The sequence below is a fragment of the Ruegeria sp. BJ5 genome (assembly GCF_056537865.1).
The window spans coordinates 1,376,496-1,399,007 of the sequence record NZ_JBQFSH010000001.1; the positions used below are offsets into that span (position 1 = coordinate 1,376,496).

Sequence of the window (22,512 nt, forward strand, 5' to 3'; positions counted from 1 at the left end):
TCGGAGATTCCAGAAGGTGCTTCAGCCGACGCCACCTGGGTTACACCAAAATCTCTTTCAATTCAGATGCCTAGATAATAATGACGTGGTGCATATCAAAGCATGGGATCGGGAATGGTACATTCGGCAGGCAGTTTTTCTTGCCAGCGCGCACAGGCTGTTTCTAACATCTTCAGGCAAGCTACAAGCCCGCTTCTTTCTCTACGTCGCATCGAGACAGGAGCACCCATGGGCGCAACCGGGTAAGGCGACGGGTTTCAAGAATGAATATCACGTTTCTTCTGAACGGAGAGACAGTGGAGCTGGCGGATGTCGATCCGACGGCCACATTGCTGGATTGGCTGCGCGAGGATCGCGGTCTGACCGGCACGAAGGAAGGCTGCAACGAGGGCGATTGCGGGGCCTGCACCGTCATGGTGACGGATGAGGCCGGCGCCAAGGCGCTGAATTCCTGCATTCTTTTTCTGCCTCAACTGCACGGCAAGGCAGTGCGCACGGTCGAGGGGGCGAGCGGGCCCGACGGCGAGCCGCATCCCGTGCAGCAGGCGATGGTGGACCTTCATGGCTCGCAATGTGGATTCTGCACGCCCGGTTTCGTGATGTCGATGGTGGCCAGCCACGCCAACGGCGCGACAGATCATGACACGCAACTGGCCGGCAACCTGTGCCGCTGCACCGGCTATGCGCCGATCATCCGCGCGGCAAAGGTCGTCGAAGACCAGCCGGTGCCGGTCTGGGTCAAGGACAAGCCGGTCGCGGCCAAGCCGGCCTCGCCCCTTCTGCCAGAGTCCTCCGACGAACTGGCCAAAGTCTTTGCCGCCCATCCCGGTGCAACTTTGATCGCGGGTGCCACCGATGTCGGCCTTTGGGTCACCAAGCAGCTGCGGAACCTGGACCCGGTGATCTTTCTGGGCGGCTGCGACGATCTGAAGGAAATTTCGATCACCGAAGACGAGGTCCACATCGGCGCGATGGTGGACATGAACCGCCTGGGCGCGGCGATGGCCGATCTGCATCCGTCCTATGCCGAGATGATCCGGCGCTATGCCAGCGTTCAAGTGCGCCATGCGGCCACGGTGGGCGGCAACATCGCCAACGGCTCGCCCATCGGGGACAACCCGCCTGCGCTGATCGCGCTGGGGGCCACGCTGCACCTGCGCAAGGGCGACGAGCGCCGGTCGATCCCTATCGAAGATTTCTTCATTGACTATGGAAAGCAAGATCGCGCGCCCGGCGAGTTCGTGGAAGCGGTCAGCTTTCTGCGTCAACCCGACCGGCTGAAATGCTACAAGCTGAGCAAACGGTTCGATCAGGATATCTCGGCCGTATGCGGCTGTTTCAACATAATCGTTTCGGACGGCGTCGTCTCGCAAGCCCGGATCGCCTTTGGCGGAATGGCCGGTGTGCCGAAACGCGCGACTCGGGTTGAGGCCGTGCTGACCGGTCGCCCATGGACGGCGGAAACCGTTCAAAGCGCTTTGCCGGCCTTTGCCGAGGACTATACCCCGATGAGCGACATGCGTGCCTCGGCCCGCTACCGGCTGGAGACCGCAAAGGCCATGCTCGAACGCTATTTCCTAGAAGATCAAGGCGAGCTGATCAATGTGCTGGAGGTGTCGGCATGAGCGTGACCAAGCCGCTGCCCCATGACGCCGCACCCCTGCATGTGTCGGGAACCGCCCGCTATGTTGACGACATTCCGACCCCCAAGGGCACGCTGCATCTGGCGTTTGGCCTGAGCCCGATCGCCAAGGGCCGGATAACGGCGATGGACCTGTCAGATGTCCGCGCGGCCCCGGGGGTCGTGATGGTGATAACCGCTGAGGACCTGCCCTTTGCCAATGACGTCTCGCCCTCGATCCATGACGAACCATTGCTGTCCGACGGCACCGTGAATTACGTGGGCCAGCCCGTGTTTCTGGTTGTCGCCACCAGCCATCTGGCGGCGCGCAAGGCGGCACGGCTGGGCAAGATCGACTATGCCGAGGAAACGCCGATCCTGACGATCGAAGAGGCTCTGGCCGCAGACAGCCGGTTCGAGGACGGCCCCCGCATCTATGCCAAGGGCGATGCGGAAGCCGCCATCGCGCAGGCGTCGCATGTGATCGAAGGCACGTTCGAGATCGGCGGGCAGGAGCATTTCTATCTGGAAGGTCAGGCCGCGTTGGCGGTGCCGAATGAAGGCAGCGACATGCTGGTGCATTCCTCGACCCAGCACCCGACCGAGATTCAACACAAGGTGGCTGACGCTTTGGGCGTTCCCATGCATGCGGTGCGGGTCGAAACCCGGCGGATGGGCGGCGGGTTCGGTGGCAAGGAAAGCCAAGGCAACGCGCTGGCCGTGGCCTGCGCAGTTGCGGCACGGGCAACCGGTCGAGCCTGCAAGATGCGCTATGACCGGGATGATGACATGACCATCACCGGCAAGCGCCACGCCTTCCGCATCAGCTACAAGGCCGGCTTTGACGAAAACGGCCACATTCAGGGTGTTTCCTTCCTGCACTACGCCATCTGCGGTTGGGCGCAGGACCTGTCGCTGCCGGTCGCCGACCGGGCGATGCTGCATTCCGACAACGCCTACCTTCTGCCCAACGCGCGGATCGAGAGCCATCGGCTGAAGACCAACACACAGTCCGCAACCGCCTATCGCGGCTTTGGTGGGCCGCAGGGCATGGTCGGCATCGAGCGGGTGATGGATCACGCCGCGCATGTGCTGGGTCTGGACCCGGTCGAGCTGCGGCGGCGGAACTACTATGAACCGGCGCACGCAGGCGTTGAAGAACCGGTGCGGGACAAGCCGCTGGGCCACCCGGATCCGCACGAGGATCTGACCAGCCGCGGCGCGGTCGAAACCGGCCGCTCGGTGCTGCGCCCCGTCCCCGCGGGTGGCAACACCACCCCCTACGGCATGGAAGTCACCGATTTCGAGCTGCATCCCATGACCGAAGCCTTGCTGGAGTCCTGCGATTACGCAACCCGCAAGGCGGCGGTCGAGAAGTGGAATGCCGAAAACCGCGTGATCAAGAAGGGCATCGCCTTTTCACCGGTCAAGTTCGGGATTTCCTTCACGCTGACCCATCTGAATCAGGCCGGGGCGCTGGTGCATGTCTATCAGGACGGCTCGGTCCACCTGAACCATGGCGGCACCGAGATGGGTCAGGGTCTGTTCCAGAAAGTGGCGCAGGTGGCAGCCGCGCGGTTCGGCATTCCGCTGGAGATGGTGAAGATCACCGCGACCGATACCGCCAAAGTGCCCAACACCTCGGCCACAGCGGCCTCGTCCGGCAGCGATCTGAACGGGATGGCGGCCAAGGCCGCCTGCGACACGATCCGCGACCGGATGGCCGCCTATCTGGCCGAGCGGCATCAGATCGACCCATCGGCGGTCGTATTTGCCGATGGCCGGGTCAGCTTGGGCGAGGAAAGCTATAGCTTTGCCGAAGCCGCGGCGCTGGCCTATCAGGGGCGCATCAGCCTGTCGGCAACCGGGTTCTACAAGACCCCCAAGATCGAATGGGACCGAATCGCCGGACGCGGGCGCCCGTTCTTCTACTTCGCCTACGGAGCTTCGGTGACCGAAGTCGCCGTGGACACTCTGACCGGCGAGAACCGCATCCTTCGGACGGATATCCTGCATGATGCGGGTGCTTCGCTGAACCCTGCGCTGGATATCGGGCAGGTCGAGGGCGGCTATGTGCAAGGTGCGGGCTGGCTGACGACCGAGGAACTGGTCTGGGACGACAAGGGCCGGCTGCGCACCCATGCGCCATCGACCTACAAGATCCCTGCCTGTTCGGACCGCCCCGACATCTTCAATGTCGCACTTTGGGACTGCCGGAACCGCGAGGACACGATCTATCGCTCAAAAGCGGTGGGCGAGCCGCCTTTCATGCTGGGCATCTCGGCCTGGTTGGCGCTGTCGAACGCGGTTGCGGCCAGCGGTGACGGGTATCCGGCGATCAATGCCCCAGCCACCGCCGAAGAGGTCTGGACCGCCGTTCAACGCATGCGTGGAGGCACCTGATGGGATTTGACCGGGAGACTTTGAGGGAGGCGGTCAAAACGCATGGCAAGGTGACCCGCGTGGTCATTGCCGCAATCCGAGGCTCGTCCCCGCGCGAGGTCGGCGCTGCGATGATGGTCTGGAAGGGCGGGCAATCCGGCACGATCGGGGGCGGCACGCTGGAGTATCAGGCGGCTGAGGCCGCCCGGGTTCAGCAAAGCCCAACCCGCCTGTCCCGCCATGCGCTGGGTCCCGACCTCGGGCAATGCTGCGGCGGTGCCGTAACGCTGCTGAGCGAGGTCTATGACCTGAAATCCGTCGAGGCCCTGGACGATACCGTCATCGCACGCCCGACTGCCGGTGGTGACATGCCATTGTCGGTCAAGCGGCTGCTGGCAACCGCACGCGCACAGGGTATCGCGCCTGAACCGCAATTGCTTGACGGCTGGATGATCGAACCGGTGCACACACCGACCCGCCAATTGTGGATCTGGGGGGCCGGTCATGTCGGACGGGCGCTGGTGGATGTGCTGTCGCCTCTCCCCGATCTTGCCATCACTTGGGTAGACACCGCCGCCGACCGGTTTCCAGCTGGCATCCCAGCAGGTGTAACCGTGGTTCCGGCAGCGAACCCGGCCGACCTCGTGCGCCACGCACCGGTTCAAGCCGAGCACTTGGTGCTGACTTATTCACACAATCTGGATCTGGAACTGTGCAACCGGCTATTGACGCACGGTTTTCACTTTGCCGGGCTGATCGGCTCGGCTACGAAATGGGCGCGATTCCGCTCGCGCCTGGCTGCGCTGGGTCACTCACCGGCTCAGATCGCCCGGATCACCTGCCCGATCGGTGACCCATCGTTGGGCAAGCACCCGCAGATGATCGCAGTTGGTGTGGCAGCGCAAATCCTGCGCCCCGCCCGACAGAACGACTTGAAGAAGGACCAGAGCGCGTGACCACTCCACTACTGAGCTTGCAGGGGTTGACCAAGGCCTATCCCGGCGTCGTGGCCAACGACCAAGTGTCCTTTGACATCGGTGAGGGCGAAGTTCACGCCCTGCTGGGCGAAAACGGCGCAGGAAAATCCACGCTGGTGAAGATGATCTACGGGTTGGTCAAGCCGGACAGCGGCACGATGCTGTTGCGCGGCCAACCCTATGCGCCGGCCGAGCCGCGCGCGGCCCGTGCCGACGGCATTGCCATGGTGTTCCAACATTTTTCGCTGTTTGACGCGCTGAACGTGGCCGAAAACATCGCCTTGGGCATGGAAAGCCCGCCGCCGATGGGTGATCTGGCTTCGCGCATTCGCGAGGTCTCGGAGACCTATGGCCTGCCACTGGATCCGTATCGTCGGGTTGGTGACCTGTCCGCCGGTGAACGCCAGCGGGTCGAGATCATCCGCTGCCTGCTGCAGGACCCCAAGCTGCTGATCATGGACGAACCCACCTCGGTTCTTACCCCGCAAGAGGTAGATATCCTGTTCGAAACACTGAAAAAGCTGCGGTCGGAGGGAACCTCGATCCTGTACATCTCGCACAAGCTGGAGGAAATCCGCACGCTGTGCGACCACGCCACCATTCTGCGGCTGGGCAAGAATGTGGGTGAATGCACACCCAGCGAAACATCCGCCCGCGACATGGCCGAAATGATGGTGGGATCAGCCCTTCAGACCCCTGAACGGTCTGGGCGCGAGTTCGGACCCGTCGCGCTGGATGTTACCGGGCTTTCGGTTCCGTCCCCTTCCGAATTCGGGACCGCGCTGAAGAACGTGCACCTGACCGTCCGCAAGGGCGAAGTCCTTGGCATCGGCGGCGTGGCCGGCAACGGTCAGGACGAACTGCTGGGCGTTCTGTCCGGTGAAATCCTGACGGACGCGGATGCGATCCGCTTCAACGGCCAGCCGATCGGCAAACTGGGCCCGACGGCCCGGCGCAGACTGGGTGTGCTGACGGCCCCAGAAGAGCGGTTGGGACATGCCGCGGCGCCGGACATGAGCCTGACGGAAAACGCTCTGCTGACCGGCTCGGTGCGCGAGTCTCTGGAGAAGAACGGTTTTTTGAAATGGGCCGACACCCGCGTGTTTGCGGAAAAGATCATTCAGGCATTCGACGTGCGGACCCCGGGGCCGGAAAACGCCGCGCGGTCGCTGTCGGGCGGCAACCTGCAGAAATTCGTCATCGGCCGGGAAGTCCTGCAAAACCCCGAAGTGCTGGTCGTGAACCAGCCGACCTGGGGCGTCGACGCCGCCGCAGCCGCTGCGATCCGTCAGGCCATTCTGGACCTTGCGGCCAAGGGAACGGCGGTGGTCTGCATCAGCCAGGATCTGGATGAACTGATGGAGATCTCCGACAGTTTCGCCGCCTTGAACGAAGGGCGCCTCAGCGCTCCGCGTCCCACAACTGGCCTGACCGTCGAAGAGATCGGTCTGATGATGGGCGGCGCGCATGGGATGGAGGTGGCCCATGTGTAACCTACGCTGCCGCCTCTGGCGCAAAAATCCAAAAAAGACGAAGACTTTGGGGGGATGAGCAAATGATAGTGTTGGAGAAACGGCCACAGCCGTCCAAGGCGTGGTCTTATGCCACCCCTCTGGTCGCAGTGCTGGCAACCATGGTTTTCGGCGGGTTGCTGTTTGCAATTCTGGGCAAGAACCCGGTCGAAGCGATCGGAACCATCTTCTGGGAACCCCTGTTCGGAGAGTTCTCATTTTATTACCGACCGCAACTGCTGGTGAAGGGCGCACCGTTGGTTCTGATCGCCATCGGTCTATCGCTGGGCTTCCGCGCCGGTATCTGGAATATCGGCGCCGAGGGCCAGTACATCATGGGCGCTATCTTCGGCGCCGCGGCCGGCCTGGCCTTCTACCCTCTGGATGCGTGGTACGTCTTTCCCATCATGGTGATCGCCGGCGCGTTCGGCGGCTGGATCTGGGCGATGATCCCGGCCCTGCTCAAGGTTCGGTTCGGAACCAACGAGATTCTCGTTTCCCTGATGTTGGTTTACGTGGCCGAGCAGTTTCTGGCCTCGATGTCGCTGGGTCTGCTGAAAAACCCTGAAGGGTTCGGATTTCCCGGCTCGCGCAACCTGCAGTCCTATGAAAGCGCCCACAATGCTGAACTGTTCGCCGGAACAGGCATGCACTGGGGAGTCGTCGCGGCCTTTATCGCGGTGATCTTTGCCTATGTCCTGCTGAACCGGCACATGCTGGGGTTTCACATCCGCCTCACGGGCGAAGCTCCGCGCGCTGCGCGATTTGCCGGCGTGAATCCCCCGCGGCTGATCCTGTTTTGCCTGGGGCTGTCGGGCGCGCTGGCCGGTCTTGCCGGTATGTTCGAGGTCTCGGGCCCGTCCGGCGTGGTCAGCATCGACTTCAACGTGGGCTACGGCTTTACCGCGATCATCGTGGCGTTTCTGGGCCGTCTGCACCCGGTGGGCATCCTGCTGGCCGGCGGCCTGATGGCGCTGACCTATATCGGTGGCGAAATCGCACAATCCCAGCTGGGGCTGCCCGCTGCGGCCATCCAGGTGTTCCAGGGAATGCTTCTGTTCTTCCTGCTGGCCTTCGATCTTTTGACAAACTACCGCATCCGTGCGGCCCGTAGCGAGGTGGCGTGACCATGGACCTTGGAGAAATCAATCCCGTTCTTTTGCTGGCCTCGTTGATGGTTGCCGCAACCCCGCTTCTGCTGGCGGCGATCGGAGAGCTTGTCGTCGAAAAGGCCGGCGTTCTGAACCTCGGCGTCGAAGGCATGATGATCGTGGGCGCAATCAGCGGATTTGCCATCTCGGTCGAGACAGGCTCGCCATGGTTGGGTTTCGTCGCGGCGGCCGTTGGCGGTGCGCTGCTGTCGCTGCTGTTCGTTCTGCTGACCCAGTTCGCGCTGGCGAACCAGGTTGCCAGCGGTCTTGCGCTGACGCTGTTTGGCTTGGGCTTCAGTGCCCTTCTGGGTCAAAGCTATGTGGGCATCAAACCGCCCAGCATGGGGGACATCCATATCCCGCTGCTCAGCGATATTCCGGTCATCGGCCCGATCCTGTTCCAACATGATCCGATCCTTTATGTCGGGATCGCGTTGACGGCAGCAGTATGGGCCACTCTGAAATACACCCGCGTCGGGCTGATCCTGCGTGCGGTGGGTGAGAACCACGATGCCGCGCATGCCCTCGGCTACAAGGTCATCAAGATCCGCATTATGGCGATCCTGTTCGGCGGGGCCTGTGCGGGGCTTGGCGGTGCATATATCAGCCTGATCCGGGTCCCTCAGTGGACCGAAGGCATGACCGCCGGAGTCGGCTGGATTGCTCTGGCTCTGGTGGTGTTTGCCAGCTGGAAACCGTGGCGTGCCTTGCTGGGTGCCTATTTGTTTGGCGGAATCACGGTCTTGCAGCTTAATCTGCAGGCAGCGGGCGTTGCCATACCTGTCGAGTATCTGGCAATGTCGCCCTACATCATCACGATCCTTGTGCTTGTGATCCTTTCGGCCGACAAGAGCAGCGCACCTGCCTCACTGGGCCGGACCTTCCACGCCTCACACTAGGGGCCAACTGTACCAACTTGGGGAGTAACTAAATGAAATTCACTTCACTTCTGGCAAGCGCCGCCATGGCACTTGGCCTTGCCACGGGCGCCGTGGCCGAGGACAAGACAAAGGTCGGTTTCGTCTATGTCGGCCCGGTGGGCGACGGCGGCTGGACCTATGAACACGACAAGGGCCGTCAGGCCGTCGAGAAGCACTTTGGCGACAAGGTCGAAACCGTGTACGTGGAATCGGTGCCCGAAGGCCCGGATGCCGAGCGCGTCATGACCCAGATGGCGCTGGAAGGTGCGGACCTGATCTTCACCACCTCGTTCGGCTACATGGATCCGACCATCAACGTGGCCAAGAAATTCCCGGACGTGAAATTCGAACACGCCACGGGCTACAAGACCGCCGACAACGTGTCGGTCTACTCGGCGCGTTTCTATGAAGGTCGCGCTGTCCAAGGTCATATTGCCGGCAAGATGACCAAGTCGAACATCATCGGCTACATCGGCTCGTACCCGATCCCCGAAGTGATCCGCGGCATCAACTCGGCCTTCATCCACGCCAAGAAGGTGAACCCGGATGTCGAGTTCAAGATCGTCTGGGCCTACACCTGGTTCGATCCGGCGAAAGAGGCCGACGCGGCGAAGGTTCTGATCGAACAGGGCGCCGACGTTATCCTGCAGCACACGGACTCGACCGCACCGCAGGCGGCCGCACAAGAAGCCGGCAACGTGATCACTTTCGGCCAGGCCTCGGACATGAGCGAATATGCTCCGATGCCGCGCGTCAGCTCGATCATCGACAACTGGGCGCCCTATTACATCGCGCGCACCCAGGCCGTGATGGACGGCACCTGGGAGTCGGTGAACACCTGGGACGGCATCAAGGAAGGCATGGTTGAAATCGGCGAGATTTCCGACGCCGTTCCGGCCGACGTCAAGGAAGAGGCGCTGGCCCTGAAAGCCGCGATTGCAGATGGCAGCTATCACCCGTTCACCGGGCCGCTGAACAAGCAAGACGGCAGCGCCTGGCTGGCCGAGGGCGAAGTGGCCGATGATGGCACTCTGGCCGGCATGAACTTCTATGTCGAAGGGCTGGAAGGCGACATCCCGCAATAAGCACGGCATGTACTGTCAACAAACCCAAAGCCCGCCGGAAACGGCGGGCTTTTTCAGTTCCCGGAACGGTTGCCGAAACTGCGCGCTGCCAACACGATCCGGGATGCGGCGGTCAGGAAACACAAGCTGCCGAATATCCACGCCAAGGCGGCAAACGCATCTGGCACCAGACACAAAAGAACAAGGAAACCGATCGTTTCGGCCCCCTCCAGCAAACCACCGGAAAAATACAGGGCCTTCTGCCCTCTGGCGTCGGTCTTCAAACCGTGCCGGTCGGCCAGCAGCGAAAAGCCCAGGAAACTGGTGCCGTTGAAATAGAAGGACAGCAAAAGGAAAGCACCGGCCACGCCATTTGCAGCCGGGTCAGCCAGAATAAACGCGAACGGTATCGCGCCGTAGAACAGAAAGTCGCAGGTGATATCCAGATAGCCACCGAAATCGGTGCCACCCCGGGCACGCGCAACGGCACCGTCCAGGCCATCCGCGAGGCGCGACAGCAGTAAAGGCACCAACGCCCAGTACGTCGCGCCGGCCACGATCAGGCCCGCTGCGACCAAACCAAGTGCCAGCCCAATCAGCGTCACCTGGTTCGCCGTAAAGCCCAACCGCGCGAGAAAACGGCCCTGAGCGTTCAGGGCCGGGTCGATGATCGGGCGGATTTGCGCATCAAACATGTGCGCCAGTTAACCGGGGACAGGCGCCATTTCCAGACACAATAGCGCGAGAGCACTCACGTTCCCGCCATCAGTGACCGCTTAGAACCAGCGTGTTCACCGGCATCAGGATCAGACGCAATCGCAAACCTGCCGCATGAACCACACCGATCGTGTCCACGACATGCAGGAATGCCCTTTCCCAAAACCCCAGATCTTCGTGTTCAAGCCTGTCGTGATTGTCGGTGTAGACATTGGCAAGACAGTTGCTGCCCGGGGGGACCTTGTCGGCCAGCCCTTCATAAAGTGGCTCGAGGTACACGAGGATTGATCCGGGGGTTGTGTTCTGTTGAACGTCGCGCAATTCGTCGGTGGGCCGGATCTGCCCCGAAGGGATCACATCCTGCACCTGAACCACAACGACCGGAATCACCGTAAATGGCCGCGTCATACAGCCAAGTTCTCCGATCATTCCCGGTTTGATCACCTGCGCAGACATCTGGTTGAAAGCCGCCTGAAACCGGTCGCGGCCGGAATCCGTCGGAACCAGAATCCCCGCCGGGCGCATCAGCGGGCTGACAAAATCGCCAACCCGTAGCCCGAACTGTTCGACACGGCCCGTCACACCGGCGCTGATTGTCGTCTTGTCCAATTCGGCCAGAGCGGCATCCAGCTGCGCTTCGGCGCTGGACAACTGGGCAGGGATCAGTTCTTCGATCTTCTGAACAACGGCCGCCTTTTGGGATTGCGCGGCCAGAACCTTGGCCTCGCGCTCGGCGACAAGGTTCTCCAGTCGCTCGATCTCGGTCAGGCGGACTGCGCTGGATCCCTGATCGCGCAGGGTGGTGTTGCGCTCCAAATCCTCAAGCGCCTGCGCCAGCGCCGCCTGCGCGCCTGCAATACCGGCTTCGGCCTCGGCCAGATCCGTTTGCGCGACCTTCAGCGAGGCCTGTATCTGAGCAATCTGGGCATGTGCGGCTTCGACCTGCGCGCGCTGGGTGAAATCCTCGATACGGAAGATCGGCTGGCCCGCGGTGACCATTTGGTTGTTGGTGACATAGACCTCGGACACGCGCCCACCCAGTTGCGGAAGAATCGTCACGGTCCGGAAATAGGACGCCGCCGTTTTGCTTGCCGGATGGAAGTAGAACAGCGTGGTAATCACCGTCAGCGCAAGGATTGCGCAGGCGGTGAGCCCCCAGCGAAGTTCGTACCACATAGTGAACAGCGTGATTTCGTGACCAATCCGTTTTCCCTGAACGAAGCGTCGGAACAGAAAGTCGGGCAGAACGGTAACCAGTGCGCACAGAAATGTTTCGATCATGCGTCAGTGCTCCTGCGGAGCGGTGGGCTCAGGGTCCGGCTCGGCGGGCGGAGGAGACGCCCCGGGTGCCAGCGACCGAATTGCATCTGCAATCGCGCGCAGGGGCGCAGCAAAGTCAGGAAACTGAAAACCTGCAACCAGGATGGCGGCAACCCAGAATAACCCATTGTGCGTAAACAGGGCCAACAACGCCAGGATGCCAACCAACTGAAACTGCGGGTGGTTGTTCTCATGGGCCATCTTCTCGGGGATCGAATGCAATGTGAAATACGCGACACCGATCAGCAGGATCAGACCAACCGTGAAGATCACCATGAAATTGAAGAGAAAATCGCTGCCATCCGCCTGGGTCACATATGACGGAATGTGCCCTGTGGCCATTGGGTGTAGGTCTGCGCTGGTCACCCTGCCCTCCTGCGTTTTTGGTTGTGAATGTTTGGAAGGGTTGATGCGCAAATTCAACCCTGATTAAAACTTGGGGCGACAATTGATCAAAGACCCCCGTTCGTCGGGCACATTTCAGGCACTCTCATGACACTCAGGCTTTCCAATCCCGACGGCACTGACATTGGCCGTTTCACCTTTGGCACGATGCAGTTCGGGGGCCGCGCCGATGCCGAACAAAGCCGGGCCATGTTCGAAGCCTGTCGCGCGGCCGGCATCACGCATTTCGATACGGCTTATGTCTATACCGACGGTGCGTCGGAAACGTTGCTGGGCCAGATGATCGCGTCTCAGCGCGAGCAGCTGACGATCGCCACCAAAGCGGGCTACACAGGCGGCGCCGGCGCGGCCAACATCCGTGCGCAGTTCGACGTTTCGCGCAAACGTCTGGGTCAGGACATGGTCGACCTGCTGTACCTGCACCGGTTCGACCCGGATACCGATCTTGCCGAAACGATGGAGTGCTTTGCCCAGCTCAAAGACGCGGGCAAGATCCGCTATGTCGGCCTGTCTAATTTTGCCGCCTGGCAAGTGATGAAAGCCGTGCGCGTCGCCGCAGATTTCGGCCTGACCATCGACGCGCTGCAACCGATGTACAACCTGGTCAAGCGACAGGCCGAGGTCGAGATCCTGCCTATGTGTGCGGATCAAGGTATATCGGTTTTTGCCTACTCGCCGCTGGGTGGCGGGTTGCTGACCGGGAAGTACTCCCATGGCGGTGCAGCCGGCCGGCTGTCCGAAGATGACCGATATGCCAGCCGCTATGGGGCTAAATGGATGGCCGAAACAGCTGCCGAACTGACCCGCTTGGGACATCAGGCTGGCGTGGATCCGGCGACGCTTGCCGTCGCTTGGGTTGCCGCCAGCCCGTTTGCGCCGTCGCCGATCATATCGGCCAGATCTGCCGAACAGCTGGCGCCGTCGCTGGCTGCGCTGACGCTCGACCTTCCGGCTAAGCTCTATGCCCGAATCACGGCGCTCAGCCAGACACCGCCACCGGCGACGGACCGGTTGGAGGAGGTCCAGTGATTGATTTTCTGATCATCGGCGGAGGTATTGCCGGCCTAAGCGCCGGTGCGCGTCTGTCCGAGCATGGGACGGTAACCGTACTCGAGGCCGAGGACGCGCTGGGCTATCACGCCTCGGGGCGATCGGCGGCATTGTTCGAAGAAGGTTATGGCCCGCCTTCGGTCGTGACTCTGAACAAGGCCAGCGCCGAGTTCTTTTTTTCGAACGACTATCTGACCCCGCGCGGGCTGATGCTGCTGGCCAAAATTGATCAGGCCGACCAGTTCCGCAAAGACCTGAGCGAGCTGGGAATGGCCGAAATCTCGGTCGCCGATGCGTTGGTGCGTGTTCCGGTCCTGAACCCGGAAACCGTCGCATACGCAGCGCTGAGTGAGGGCGCTTACGACATCGACACCGACCGTATACTACAGGATTTCGCCCGCACCATTCGCGCCAATGCGGGATCGGTCCTGATCCGCCAAAAAGTGGCGCGGATCCGCAAGGACGGCCATTGGCTGGTGGAAGCGGCCGAGGCCTTTCAGGCGCGCACCATCGTCAATGCCGCTGGTGCGTGGGCGGACGAGGTCGCAAGGATGGCCGGGATCGCACCGATCGGAATCACGCCGCGCCGCCGTTCCATGGCCCGACTGCCAGCACCTGGGGGCCATGATGTGAAAAATTGGCCGATGATGCTGGGCGCGGGTGAAACCTGGTACGCCAAACCGGATGCCGGCAAGCTGTTGGTGTCACCGTCCGAGGCCGACCCGGTCGAACCGCATGACGCCTATGCCGACGATATGGTGCTGGCCGAGGGCCTGGCCCGGTACGAAGAAATGGTGACCAGCCGGGTCACCCGTGTCGAGACCAATTGGGCCGGGCTGCGCAGCTTTGCCCCGGATGGCACGCTTGTTCTGGGTCCCGACCCGTCAGATGAAAGTTTTGTCTGGTCTGCCGGTCAGGGAGGGTACGGGTTTCAAACCGCACCGGTGGCGTCGCGATTGGTCGCGGATCTTGCGTTAGGCCGCGCGCCCGAGTTGGATGCCGCGATGGTCTCCGCGCTATCCGTGTCCCGGTTACGCTGATGGGCGGGCGGAAACTGCCTCCGACGGCAAGCGTCGCCTCTCAGGGTGACGGCGCGAAGATGATCGCTCCTGCGGCCAGCCGCAATACAGACGCCTTGTGCGCGGTGCTAGCCGAGATGCCCTTCGCAACTGGAAACGCATTGGAACTGGCCAGCGGCACGGGTCAACACGTCGCCGCATTTGCCCGTATCTTTCCTGACCTGACTTGGCAGCCAAGCGAGATCGATCCCGCCCGCCGGGCCAGCATCGACGCCTATGCGGAGGACCTGCCAAACATCCTTCCCGCCGTCGATTTGGACGCAACCCTGCCCGGATGGCACCAAAACTTTGGCAACCAGAACCTTATCATTCTGATCAACCTGCTGCATCTGATCAGCTGGAAAGAAGCCCGGAATGTTCTGTCCGAGGCCGCATTGGCCCTTTGCCCCGGGGGGCGGTTCGTTCTCTACGGACCGTTCATGCGCCAGGGCAAGCTAATCAGCGACGGCGACCGACGCTTTCATGCCGACCTGACCCGGCAAGACCCCGAGATCGGCTACAAGGACGACAGCCAGATCAGCAACTACTTGGAAAGCACAGGGCTGCGGGTTGTCGGAGTGGTTCCAATGCCTGCGAACAATCTGGCTTTTGTCGCAGAAAAGCCCTCGATCTGATCAAGATCAAAGCCGCTCTGACGCCGCTGATACATATGCAAGATGCAATATGTACATGAGGCACAAGACATGACCTGGTCAGACAGACTTGCTGAAACGCGCAGCGGATTGCGCAACCTGAACGGAGCCATACCAGATACCGCCCGCGCTTTCGGTACGCTCGGGAAATCGGTCAAGGAAGGCGGAACACTGGATTTCAAGACCAAGGAGTTCATCGCCTTGGGCATGTCCATAGCAGTACGGTGCGAAACCTGCATTTCGCTGCACACCGAAACACTGGTCAAAGCGGGCGCTTCGCGTGAAGAATTCTCGGACGTTCTGGCCATGGCGATCCAGATGGGTGGCGGTCCGTCGATGATGTACGCAGCCAAGGCGCTGGAGTGCTTCGACGAGCTCAGCGCGTAGCCAAAAAAAGGCCCCGGAGTTGTCCGGGGCCTCTGTCCGATCAACCGTCCTTGCGGATGGTCTCGTTCTTGGGGTCATAGGGGCTGTCGCACGTCACGACCGCATCCCACAGGTGGTCCAGCATTTTGACCTTCAGTTTGGTTCCTTCCACGGCCAGTGCGGGCTTTACATAGCCCATGCCGATGGATTTCTCGAAAGCCACCGAATACCCGCCCGAGGTCAGACGCCCCACGCGCTCACCTTCGGGCGTATAGAGCGCCTCGCGGCCCCACGGATCGGCATCCTCAGGCCCGTCAATCAGCAACGTGCAGCATTTCACGCGCACACCGGTTTCGATCAGCTTGTCCTTGCCGTGGAACTCCTTGTCCAAATCGACGAAACGCGGCAGGTCGGCCTCGAGCGGGGTGGCGTCGCGGCCCAGTTCGGTGCCGAAGGCGCGATAGGATTTCTCCTGCCGCAGCCAGTTTTGCGCGCGGGCGCCGACCAGCTTCATGCCGTGCTTCTCGCCGACCTGTTCCAGCAGGTCGAACAAGTAGTTCTGCATCTCGATCGGGTGATGCAGTTCCCAGCCCAGCTCGCCGGTATAGGCCACGCGGATCGCGTTGACCGGGCACATGCCCAGTTCGATCTGACGTGCCGACAGCCACGGGAAGCGCTTGTTCGAAAGGGCGGTTTCCGGCTCGGCGTCCTTGATGACCTCTTTCAGCACATCGCGCGATTTCGGCCCGGCGATGGCAAAGACGCCCCACTGGGTGGTCACGTCTTGGATCTCGATGTAGCCGAACTCGTCCATCTTGTCCTCGGCCGCCTTGCGCAGGAAGTCTGCGTCATACTCGGTCCAGGCACCGGCCGAGACGAGGTAATACTCGTTCTCTTTCAGGCGAACGATGGTGTACTCGGTACGCGTGGTGCCATGCGCCGTAAGCGCATAGGTCAGATTGATGCGACCGACCTTGGGCAGCTTGTTGCAGGTGAACCAATCCAGAAACTGGGTGGCGCCGGGGCCCTTGACGACATGCTTGGTGAAGGCTGACGCGTCGATCAGACCGACACCGTTGCGGATCGCCTTGGCTTCTTCGACGGCATACTGCCACCATCCACCACGGCGGAAGCTGCGGCTTTCCCTGTCGAAGTTGTCAGGGGCATCGACCGGGCCAAAATAGTTGGGGCGTTCCCATCCGTTGACCCACCCAAACTGCGCGCCGCGGGCTTTCTGACGATCATAGGCCGGAACGGTGCGCAGCGGACGGCAGGCCTCGCGCTCTTCATCCGGGTGATGCAGAATGTAGACGTGCTCGTAGCATTCCTCGTTCTTGCGCGCGGCGAATTCGGTGGTCATCCAGTTGGACGAATAGCGTTTGGGGTCCAGCGAGGCCATGTCGATCTCGGCTTCGCCGTCGACCATCATCTGCGCCAGATAATAGCCGGTGCCGCCGGCGGCGGTGATGCCAAAGCTGAACCCTTCGGCCAGCCACATATTGCGCAGGCCCGGCGCCGGGCCGACCAGCGGGTTGCCATCAGGCGTATAGCAGATGGGACCGTTGAAATCGTCCTTGAGGCCGGACTCGGCACAGGACGGGACACGCTCGGCCATGGCCATGTACTGATCGGCGATCCGGTCCAGATCCAGAGGGAACAGGTCAGCGCGGAAACTGTCGGGCACACCGTATTCGAAACGTGCCGGGGCACCGTGCTCGTAGATGCCAAGGATCCAGCCGCCGCGCTCCTCGCGTGCGTAGGATTCGTTGTCGGCGTCACGCACGACCGGGTGTTCCTGATTGCCGGCTTCACGCCATTTCACCAGTTCCGGGTCCTTGTCCATGACAATGAAGGTATGCTCGACCGGGATCGCCGGCATCTTGATCCCAAGCAGCTTGGCGGTACGCTGGGCATGGTTTCCCGAAGCGGTCACCACGTGCTCGGCGGTGATGACCACCTGCTCGTCGCTGGGGACAAGGTTGCCACCCTTTTCGACCATCTTGGTGCAGGTGACTTCCCAGTGGGTTCCGTTCCAATGGAAGGCATCGGCCTGCATCTTGCGCACGATCTCGACACCGCGCTGGCGGGCGCCCTTTGCCATCGCCTGGGTCACGTCGGCCGGATTGATGTAACCGTCCTCGGTATGGTAAAGCGCGCCCTTCAGATCCGAGGTTTCGATCAGCGGCCAGCGCTCCTTGATCTGCTCGGGCGTCAACCATTCATATTTGACGTCGCAGGTCTCGGCAGTCGAGGCATAGAGCATGAACTCATCCATGCGGTCCTGCGTCTGCGCCATGCGCAGGTTTCCAACCACCGCGAACCCCGCGTTCAGGCCGGTTTCCTCTTCCAGCGTCTTGTAGAAATCCACCGAGTATTTGTGGATATGGGTCGTCGCATAGGACATGTTGAAAAGCGGAAGCAGACCCGCAGCGTGCCAGGTCGAGCCCGAGGTCAACTCGTCCCTCTCGATCAGCATGACATCCTCCCAGCCCGCCTTGGCCAGGTGATAGGCTATCGAGGTCCCGACGGCGCCGCCGCCAACGACCAGTGCTTTGACTTGGGTTTTCATACGCCCGCTCTCCGGATTGAGTCTGTTTGGCAAGGTTTATGCCGAACGGGACCAATCAGCGCCAAGTCCATCCGACGCAAAACGGTGCAAAACCGACCTGCCGTACACGTTGGGACGCGAATCCGCGAACAGGCACGCACCAAGAGCCGATAGTTGCGCGCGCTTTCCCGGCCTGGTCAGACGATCTTGCCGGGGTTCATGATGTTGTCAGGATCCAGCGCGGCCTTGATCGCCGCCATGTACCGGGTCGCATCCCCAAGTTCCCGTACCAGATACGGTTTCTTGCCCTGCCCGATTCCATGCTCACCTGTGCAGGTCCCGTCCATCGAGATCGCCAGATCATTGAGCCATCCGACAAACTGACTGGCCCGCGCCACTTCGTCGGCATCGTCCATGTCGATCAGCACCAGCGTGTGGAAGTTTCCGTCACCGACATGACCGACGACCGGGGCCAGCAGGTCCAACTCGGCTGCCTTGTCCTGAGCCATGGTGACGCATTCGGCCAAGCGCGAGATCGGGACGCAGACATCCGTCGAGATTCCTCGCGCTCCGGGCCGAAGCTGGAGGGACGCCCAATACATGTCGTGCCGCGCCTGCCAGAGCTTGGACCTTTCTTCGGTGCTGGCCGTAGCGACAAAGCCCGTGCCGCCAAAATCCTCGGAGATTTCGCCAAAGGTTTCGGCCTGTTCCGCTGCGCCGGCCTCCGAGCCGTGAAACTCAAGCAGAAGCAACGGCGTTTCCGGCAGCTTCAGCCCGGAATACGCGTTGGCCGCCTTGACCGACATCGCGTCCAGCAGTTCGATCCGGGCAACCGGAACGCCGAATTGAATGGTCGTCATCACGGCCTGACAGGCCGCATCAACCGTCGGGAAAGAACACCGGGCCGAGGTAATCGCCTCGGGGATGCCGTGCAGTTTCAGAGTCAGTTCCGTGATGATGCCCAGCGTGCCCTCGGCACCGATAAGCAAGCGGGTTAAGTCGTAGCCGGCCGAGGATTTTTTGGCCCGGTGACCGGTACGGATGATTTTGCCATCGGGCATAACCGCCTCGAGGCTCAGGACATTGTCCTTCATCGTTCCATAGCGAACCGCATTGGTACCCGACGCTCGGGTCGCCGCCATCCCGCCCAATGAGGCATTGGCTCCGGGATCAATCGGAAAGAACAGCCCCTTGTCGCGCAGATGGGTGTTCAAGTCCTCGCGGGTGACCCCGGGCTGCACGACGCAATCCAGATCACCTTCGTTCACGGCCAAGACCCGGTTCATCTGGCCAAGATCGATGCAAACGCCGCCGGCCGGCGCGTTCACGTGGCCTTCCAGCGACGTTCCGGTGCCGAAAGGGATCACGGGAACCTTGTGCGCTGCACAGGTCTTGACGATGTCCGAGACCTCTTCGGTCGAATTGGGAAAGACCACCGCGTCCGGGCTTTGGTTTTCAATCCAGGTCGTGGTGTGCCCGTGCTGCTCGCGGACCGAGGCGCCGGTCTGCAACCGGTCCCCGAACCGCTGTTTCAGAATGCTGATGGCGGTGTCGATCCCCGCCGCATTGCGGAACAATGCTGTCGCTTCAACCATGGCAACCCTCCCTTGGCGCAGTGGCGCAGGCCCAGACAATGACTAGAAGGCCCACGCCACAGGAGCAATACCCATACGCTCCGACGTGATCACTCGCCCAGTGCGATCCCTTCTCGACGGGGATCGGCTCCGCCGTGCAGACCGTCGCGGATTTCGATGGCATGAAGGCCCGAGGTCAGATCCCGCGCGTTCACTTCAAAGCCCAGCTCGCCCAACATGTCCGCAAAGCCTTCGGCGCTTGTGCCGACCTCGACATCATAGGTCCCGAAACGGTTCACCAGATGAGGAAGGGCGACCGCCTGCTGGACGTCCATACCCCAGTCCGCCCAGGCAATGATAGACTTTGCGACATAACCGATGATCCGGCTGCCACCCGGAGACCCGATCGCCAGAATCGGAGACCCGTCTTGCATGACAATCGTCGGACTCATTGAGGAACGGGGGCGTTTGCCCGGTTCGATCCGGTTGGCAATCGGAACCCCGTCCCTGTGGGTCCGGAAGGAAAAGTCGGTCAGTTCGTTGTTCAGCAGAAAGCCGTTGGTCATCAGACGCGAACCAAAACCGTTCTCGATTGTCGTGGTCATCGAAAGCACGTTTCCATAGGCGTCCACGATCGAAATATGGGACGTCGACGGCAGTTCGATCGAAGCATCGTCGGCCCAGTTCAGCGCGTGGTCAAACTCAGGATTTCCCGGCGCAACCTCGGTCAACGCCCCAGCGTCATTCAGCAACGCGGCACGCTCGGCCAGATAGGCCGGATCGATCAGGCCCTGCGTCGGCATCGGAATGAAATCACTGTCGGCCATGTAGCGACCGCGATCCGCGAAGGCCAGGCGCGAGGCATCGCCGATCAGCCGCCACGCTTCGGCGCTTTCGGGACCCATCGCCGCCAAATCGTAATTGTCGAGAATGCCAAGGATCTGTCCAACCGTCAGCGCACCCGAGGACGGCGGACCCATCCCGCAGACCTCATAGCTACGATAGGCGGCACAGATCGGCTCGCGCTCGATCACTTGATACAACGCCAGATCAACTCCGGACAGAACCCCCGGGTTACCCGGAGCGTTTCGGACAGTCCGCACGATGTCCGCCGCGATCTCTCCTCCATAAAAGCCCGCAGCCCCTTCGGATGCCAGAACGCGCAGAGTCTCGGCATAGTCTGGGTTGGAGACGCGCTGACCCTGCGCCAGCGGCTCGCCGTCCGGCAGGAAGTAGTTGGCCGTGTCAGGGAAGCGTGCCAGACGTTCAGCGTCGGCCTGAATCAAGCCCGCCAGCCGCGGCGAAACGACAAACCCCTCGTCAGCCAGGCGGATACCATCCTCGAACAGACCGGGCCAGGGGCTGCGCCCCCAGCGCCGATGGGCTTCCTCCAACAATGCAGGCGTACCGGGTGTCCCGACCGAAAGCCCGCCAACAACCGCGTCAAAAAATTTGAGCGGCTCGCCGCTTTCGTCCAGAAACAGGGTCGGGCTTGCCTCTCTCGGCGCGGTTTCTCGCCCATCCAAGGTGGTCAGGCGTCCGCTGGCCGCGTCGTACCAGACCAGAAAGGCACCCCCGCCCAATCCTGAGGACTGCGGTTCGACCAGGCCCAAGACAACCTGAACGGCGACCATTGCATCCGCTGCCGTTCCGCCGGCAGCCAGAACCTTGGCACCCGCCTCGACGGCCAGCGGGTTGGCCGCCGCAACCATCCAGGTTTCAGCTTTGACAGGCACGCCGTCGGCCTTGGCCTTCAGCGCGGCGATCACCTCGTCGGTCAAGGCCTGAACTTGGCCGTCGGATGCACCCTCGGGCGCGACCTCATCGGCGGTTTGCTGGGCAATCACTGGGCTCGCCAGGGTCAGCGCGCAGGCCACAACAGTAGGGAACCAATTGGAGCACATAAAAAACCTCCTTATCCAAATACTGAATCTGACAGTGCACGGCACCGTGCTGCCCCGCAACCATGTGCGGGGACGACCGCCAAAGACGGCAAAGCTCTGCCTTGCAAACAGCAGGAGCACGTATGCCTTGGCGTTTTCTTACAACATCGCGGGAACGACCTGATCAGGCGGCCGGTGCCCGTCTTCAAACGTCTTGATATTGATGATGACCTTTTCGCCCATCTCGATGCGACCCTCGAGCGTCGCCGACCCCATATGCGGCAGCAGCACGACATTCGGCAGCTGCCGAAGTCGGGGATTCACGTCGGTTCCGTGCTCGTAGACGTCCAGCCCGGCACCGGCGATCTCGCCCGCCCGGATCATCCGCGTCAACGCGTTTTCGTCCAACACCTCGCCCCGCGACGTGTTCACGATGACCGCCGTCGGCTTCATCAGCTTTAGACGTCGCGCGTTCATCAGATGAAATGACGACGGCGTTGATGGGCAGTTGATCGAGATCACGTCCATACGCGCCACCATCTGATCGAGGCTTTCCCAATAGGTCGCCTCAAGATCCTGTTCTATTTCGGGACGCAACCGGCGGCGGTTGTGGTAGTGGACCTGCATTCCGAAGGCCCGGGCGCGGCGCGCGACGGCCTGTCCGATCCGCCCCATACCCAGAATGCCCAGACGCCGGCCTCCTATCCGCCCGCCAAGGAATGCCGTCGGCGCCCAGCCGGTCCAGTCCCCCTTTTGCATAACCGACAGACCCTCGGGAATCCGACGGGTTACGGCAAGGATCAGCGCCATCGTCATGTCGGCGGTATCGTCGGTCAGAACACCCGGCGTGTTCGAGACCAGGATGCCGCGCTGACGGGCCGTCGCGACATCGATATGGTCGACACCGGCGCCATAATTCGCAATCAGCCTCAGCCGCTCTCCGGCTTGGCCCAAAACACCCGCGTCGATCGTGTCCGTGATCGTCGGAACCAGCACATCGGCCTGTTTGACCGCCTCGACCAACTCGTCGCGCGTCATCGGTGTGTCGGTGTCCCGCAAACGGACGTCGAACAACTCGCTCAGACGTGTCTCGACCACTTCGGGCAACCGTCGCGTTACAACAACACTCAGACGTTCTCTTGGCACTTCAGCCCTCCTACCGCTTTGCATTCCGATGCGCGTCATGGCATCGTGGCGCAGGATCAGCCGGGGCACAAGAACCCCATGGGCATCGCCCCAACCTTTTTTGAAACACGGCAGACAGGCAAATCAGCGGGCAGGCAGTGAGTGCTTTCTTGAGGGCGAAACGCCC

Annotated in this window: 18 protein-coding genes; 11 read left to right on the forward strand and 7 right to left on the reverse strand. The window is 61.7% G+C overall.

All coding sequences use genetic code 11. From position 1 onward, the window contains the following. Positions 1–263: 263 nt before the first annotated feature. The 7 genes from xdhA (at position 264) to ACR0NY_RS06910 (ending at position 9,647) form a co-directional block, all read left to right on the forward strand. Positions 264–1,625 carry a xanthine dehydrogenase small subunit gene (gene xdhA / locus ACR0NY_RS06880; RefSeq protein ID WP_170368855.1) on the forward strand — a complete coding sequence of 454 codons (1,362 nt, stop codon included), beginning with the start codon at positions 264–266 and terminating at the stop codon, positions 1,623–1,625. Next, entirely contained in the window at positions 1,622–4,024 is a 2,403-nt protein-coding gene (xdhB, locus tag ACR0NY_RS06885) for a xanthine dehydrogenase molybdopterin binding subunit (RefSeq protein WP_170368856.1), read from the forward strand. The genes xdhA and xdhB overlap by 4 nt, the downstream gene beginning before the upstream one ends. After that, positions 4,024–4,959, forward strand: coding sequence for a xanthine dehydrogenase accessory protein XdhC (xdhC, locus tag ACR0NY_RS06890; RefSeq protein WP_170368857.1), 936 nt, complete (start codon positions 4,024–4,026; stop codon positions 4,957–4,959). Before xdhB ends, xdhC begins: the two co-directional genes overlap by 1 nt. After that, complete coding sequence (locus ACR0NY_RS06895; RefSeq protein WP_170337476.1) at positions 4,956–6,473, forward strand: ABC transporter ATP-binding protein; 1,518 nt, start codon at positions 4,956–4,958, stop codon at positions 6,471–6,473. Before xdhC ends, ACR0NY_RS06895 begins: the two co-directional genes overlap by 4 nt. A 62-nt stretch (positions 6,474–6,535) precedes the next feature. Next, positions 6,536–7,618: an ABC transporter permease gene (locus tag ACR0NY_RS06900; RefSeq protein WP_170337792.1), complete on the forward strand. Its 1,083-nt coding sequence runs from the start codon at positions 6,536–6,538 to the stop codon at positions 7,616–7,618. Between the two features lie 2 nt (positions 7,619–7,620). Further along, a complete protein-coding gene (locus ACR0NY_RS06905) occupies positions 7,621–8,541 on the forward strand; it encodes an ABC transporter permease (RefSeq protein ID WP_170337474.1) in 921 nt (306 codons plus the stop codon). Positions 8,542–8,573: 32 nt separating this feature from the next. Further along, positions 8,574–9,647, forward strand: a complete 1,074-nt coding sequence (locus ACR0NY_RS06910) for a BMP family ABC transporter substrate-binding protein (protein WP_170337473.1) — start codon at positions 8,574–8,576, stop codon at positions 9,645–9,647. Positions 9,648–9,700: 53 nt separating this feature from the next. On the opposite strand, the gene ACR0NY_RS06915 is transcribed toward ACR0NY_RS06910, so the two are convergent. The 3 genes from ACR0NY_RS06915 to ACR0NY_RS06925 form a co-directional block, all read right to left on the reverse strand. Next, positions 9,701–10,321 (reverse strand): CDP-alcohol phosphatidyltransferase family protein, encoded by a 621-nt coding sequence (locus tag ACR0NY_RS06915; RefSeq protein WP_170368858.1) that lies wholly within the window; start codon positions 10,319–10,321, stop codon positions 9,701–9,703. A 70-nt stretch (positions 10,322–10,391) separates the two neighbouring features. Beyond that, positions 10,392–11,624 carry an HlyD family secretion protein gene (locus ACR0NY_RS06920; protein WP_170368859.1) on the reverse strand — a complete coding sequence of 411 codons (1,233 nt, stop codon included), beginning with the start codon at positions 11,622–11,624 and terminating at the stop codon, positions 10,392–10,394. Positions 11,625–11,627: 3 nt separating this feature from the next. Then, positions 11,628–12,029: a hypothetical protein gene (locus ACR0NY_RS06925; protein ID WP_437342551.1), complete on the reverse strand. Its 402-nt coding sequence runs from the start codon at positions 12,027–12,029 to the stop codon at positions 11,628–11,630. A gap of 126 nt (positions 12,030–12,155) precedes the next feature. On the opposite strand from ACR0NY_RS06925, the gene ACR0NY_RS06930 reads away from it, so the two are divergent. The 4 genes from ACR0NY_RS06930 (at position 12,156) to ACR0NY_RS06945 (ending at position 15,216) form a co-directional block, all read left to right on the forward strand. Beyond that, positions 12,156–13,097 carry an aldo/keto reductase gene (locus ACR0NY_RS06930; protein WP_170368860.1) on the forward strand — a complete coding sequence of 314 codons (942 nt, stop codon included), beginning with the start codon at positions 12,156–12,158 and terminating at the stop codon, positions 13,095–13,097. Next, entirely contained in the window at positions 13,094–14,158 is a 1,065-nt protein-coding gene (locus ACR0NY_RS06935; RefSeq protein WP_170368861.1) for an NAD(P)/FAD-dependent oxidoreductase, read from the forward strand. Before ACR0NY_RS06930 ends, ACR0NY_RS06935 begins: the two co-directional genes overlap by 4 nt. Further along, positions 14,158–14,811 carry a DUF938 domain-containing protein gene (locus ACR0NY_RS06940; RefSeq protein WP_170337468.1) on the forward strand — a complete coding sequence of 218 codons (654 nt, stop codon included), beginning with the start codon at positions 14,158–14,160 and terminating at the stop codon, positions 14,809–14,811. The genes ACR0NY_RS06935 and ACR0NY_RS06940 overlap by 1 nt, the downstream gene beginning before the upstream one ends. A gap of 69 nt (positions 14,812–14,880) precedes the next feature. Continuing rightward, complete coding sequence (locus tag ACR0NY_RS06945) at positions 14,881–15,216, forward strand: carboxymuconolactone decarboxylase family protein (protein ID WP_170337467.1); 336 nt, start codon at positions 14,881–14,883, stop codon at positions 15,214–15,216. 40 nt (positions 15,217–15,256) lie between these two features. Here ACR0NY_RS06945 and ACR0NY_RS06950 read toward each other — a convergent pair whose 3' ends face one another. From ACR0NY_RS06950 to ACR0NY_RS06965, 4 genes are all read right to left on the reverse strand, one after another. Further along, a complete protein-coding gene (locus ACR0NY_RS06950; RefSeq protein ID WP_170337466.1) occupies positions 15,257–17,764 on the reverse strand; it encodes a GcvT family protein in 2,508 nt (835 codons plus the stop codon). A gap of 176 nt (positions 17,765–17,940) precedes the next feature. Continuing rightward, a complete protein-coding gene (locus ACR0NY_RS06955; RefSeq protein ID WP_170337465.1) occupies positions 17,941–19,338 on the reverse strand; it encodes an FAD-binding oxidoreductase in 1,398 nt (465 codons plus the stop codon). A gap of 89 nt (positions 19,339–19,427) precedes the next feature. Next, on the reverse strand, positions 19,428–21,221 hold the full coding sequence (gene ggt, locus ACR0NY_RS06960; RefSeq protein WP_170368862.1) for a gamma-glutamyltransferase: 1,794 nt from the start codon (positions 21,219–21,221) through the stop codon (positions 19,428–19,430). 138 nt (positions 21,222–21,359) lie between these two features. Then, a complete protein-coding gene (locus ACR0NY_RS06965; protein ID WP_170337463.1) occupies positions 21,360–22,346 on the reverse strand; it encodes a 2-hydroxyacid dehydrogenase in 987 nt (328 codons plus the stop codon). Positions 22,347–22,512 lie beyond the last annotated feature (166 nt).

Excerpts from the sequence above, each read along its gene's own strand:
- xdhA (WP_170368855.1), top strand. The coding sequence starts at position 264 with ATGAATATCACGTTTCTTCTGAACGGAGAGACAGTGGAGCTGGCGGAT.
- xdhB (WP_170368856.1), top strand. The coding sequence starts at position 1,622 with ATGAGCGTGACCAAGCCGCTGCCCCATGACGCCGCACCCCTGCATGTG.
- xdhC (WP_170368857.1), top strand. The coding sequence starts at position 4,024 with ATGGGATTTGACCGGGAGACTTTGAGGGAGGCGGTCAAAACGCATGGC.
- ACR0NY_RS06900 (WP_170337792.1), top strand. The coding sequence starts at position 6,536 with ATGATAGTGTTGGAGAAACGGCCACAGCCGTCCAAGGCGTGGTCTTAT.
- ACR0NY_RS06905 (WP_170337474.1), top strand. The coding sequence starts at position 7,621 with ATGGACCTTGGAGAAATCAATCCCGTTCTTTTGCTGGCCTCGTTGATG.
- ACR0NY_RS06910 (WP_170337473.1), top strand. The coding sequence starts at position 8,574 with ATGAAATTCACTTCACTTCTGGCAAGCGCCGCCATGGCACTTGGCCTT.
- ACR0NY_RS06915 (WP_170368858.1), bottom strand. The coding sequence starts at position 10,321 with ATGTTTGATGCGCAAATCCGCCCGATCATCGACCCGGCCCTGAACGCT.
- ACR0NY_RS06920 (WP_170368859.1), bottom strand. The coding sequence starts at position 11,624 with ATGATCGAAACATTTCTGTGCGCACTGGTTACCGTTCTGCCCGACTTT.
- ACR0NY_RS06930 (WP_170368860.1), top strand. The coding sequence starts at position 12,156 with ATGACACTCAGGCTTTCCAATCCCGACGGCACTGACATTGGCCGTTTC.
- ACR0NY_RS06940 (WP_170337468.1), top strand. The coding sequence starts at position 14,158 with ATGGGCGGGCGGAAACTGCCTCCGACGGCAAGCGTCGCCTCTCAGGGT.
- ACR0NY_RS06945 (WP_170337467.1), top strand. The coding sequence starts at position 14,881 with ATGACCTGGTCAGACAGACTTGCTGAAACGCGCAGCGGATTGCGCAAC.
- ACR0NY_RS06950 (WP_170337466.1), bottom strand. The coding sequence starts at position 17,764 with ATGAAAACCCAAGTCAAAGCACTGGTCGTTGGCGGCGGCGCCGTCGGG.
- ACR0NY_RS06955 (WP_170337465.1), bottom strand. The coding sequence starts at position 19,338 with ATGGTTGAAGCGACAGCATTGTTCCGCAATGCGGCGGGGATCGACACC.
- ggt (WP_170368862.1), bottom strand. The coding sequence starts at position 21,221 with ATGTGCTCCAATTGGTTCCCTACTGTTGTGGCCTGCGCGCTGACCCTG.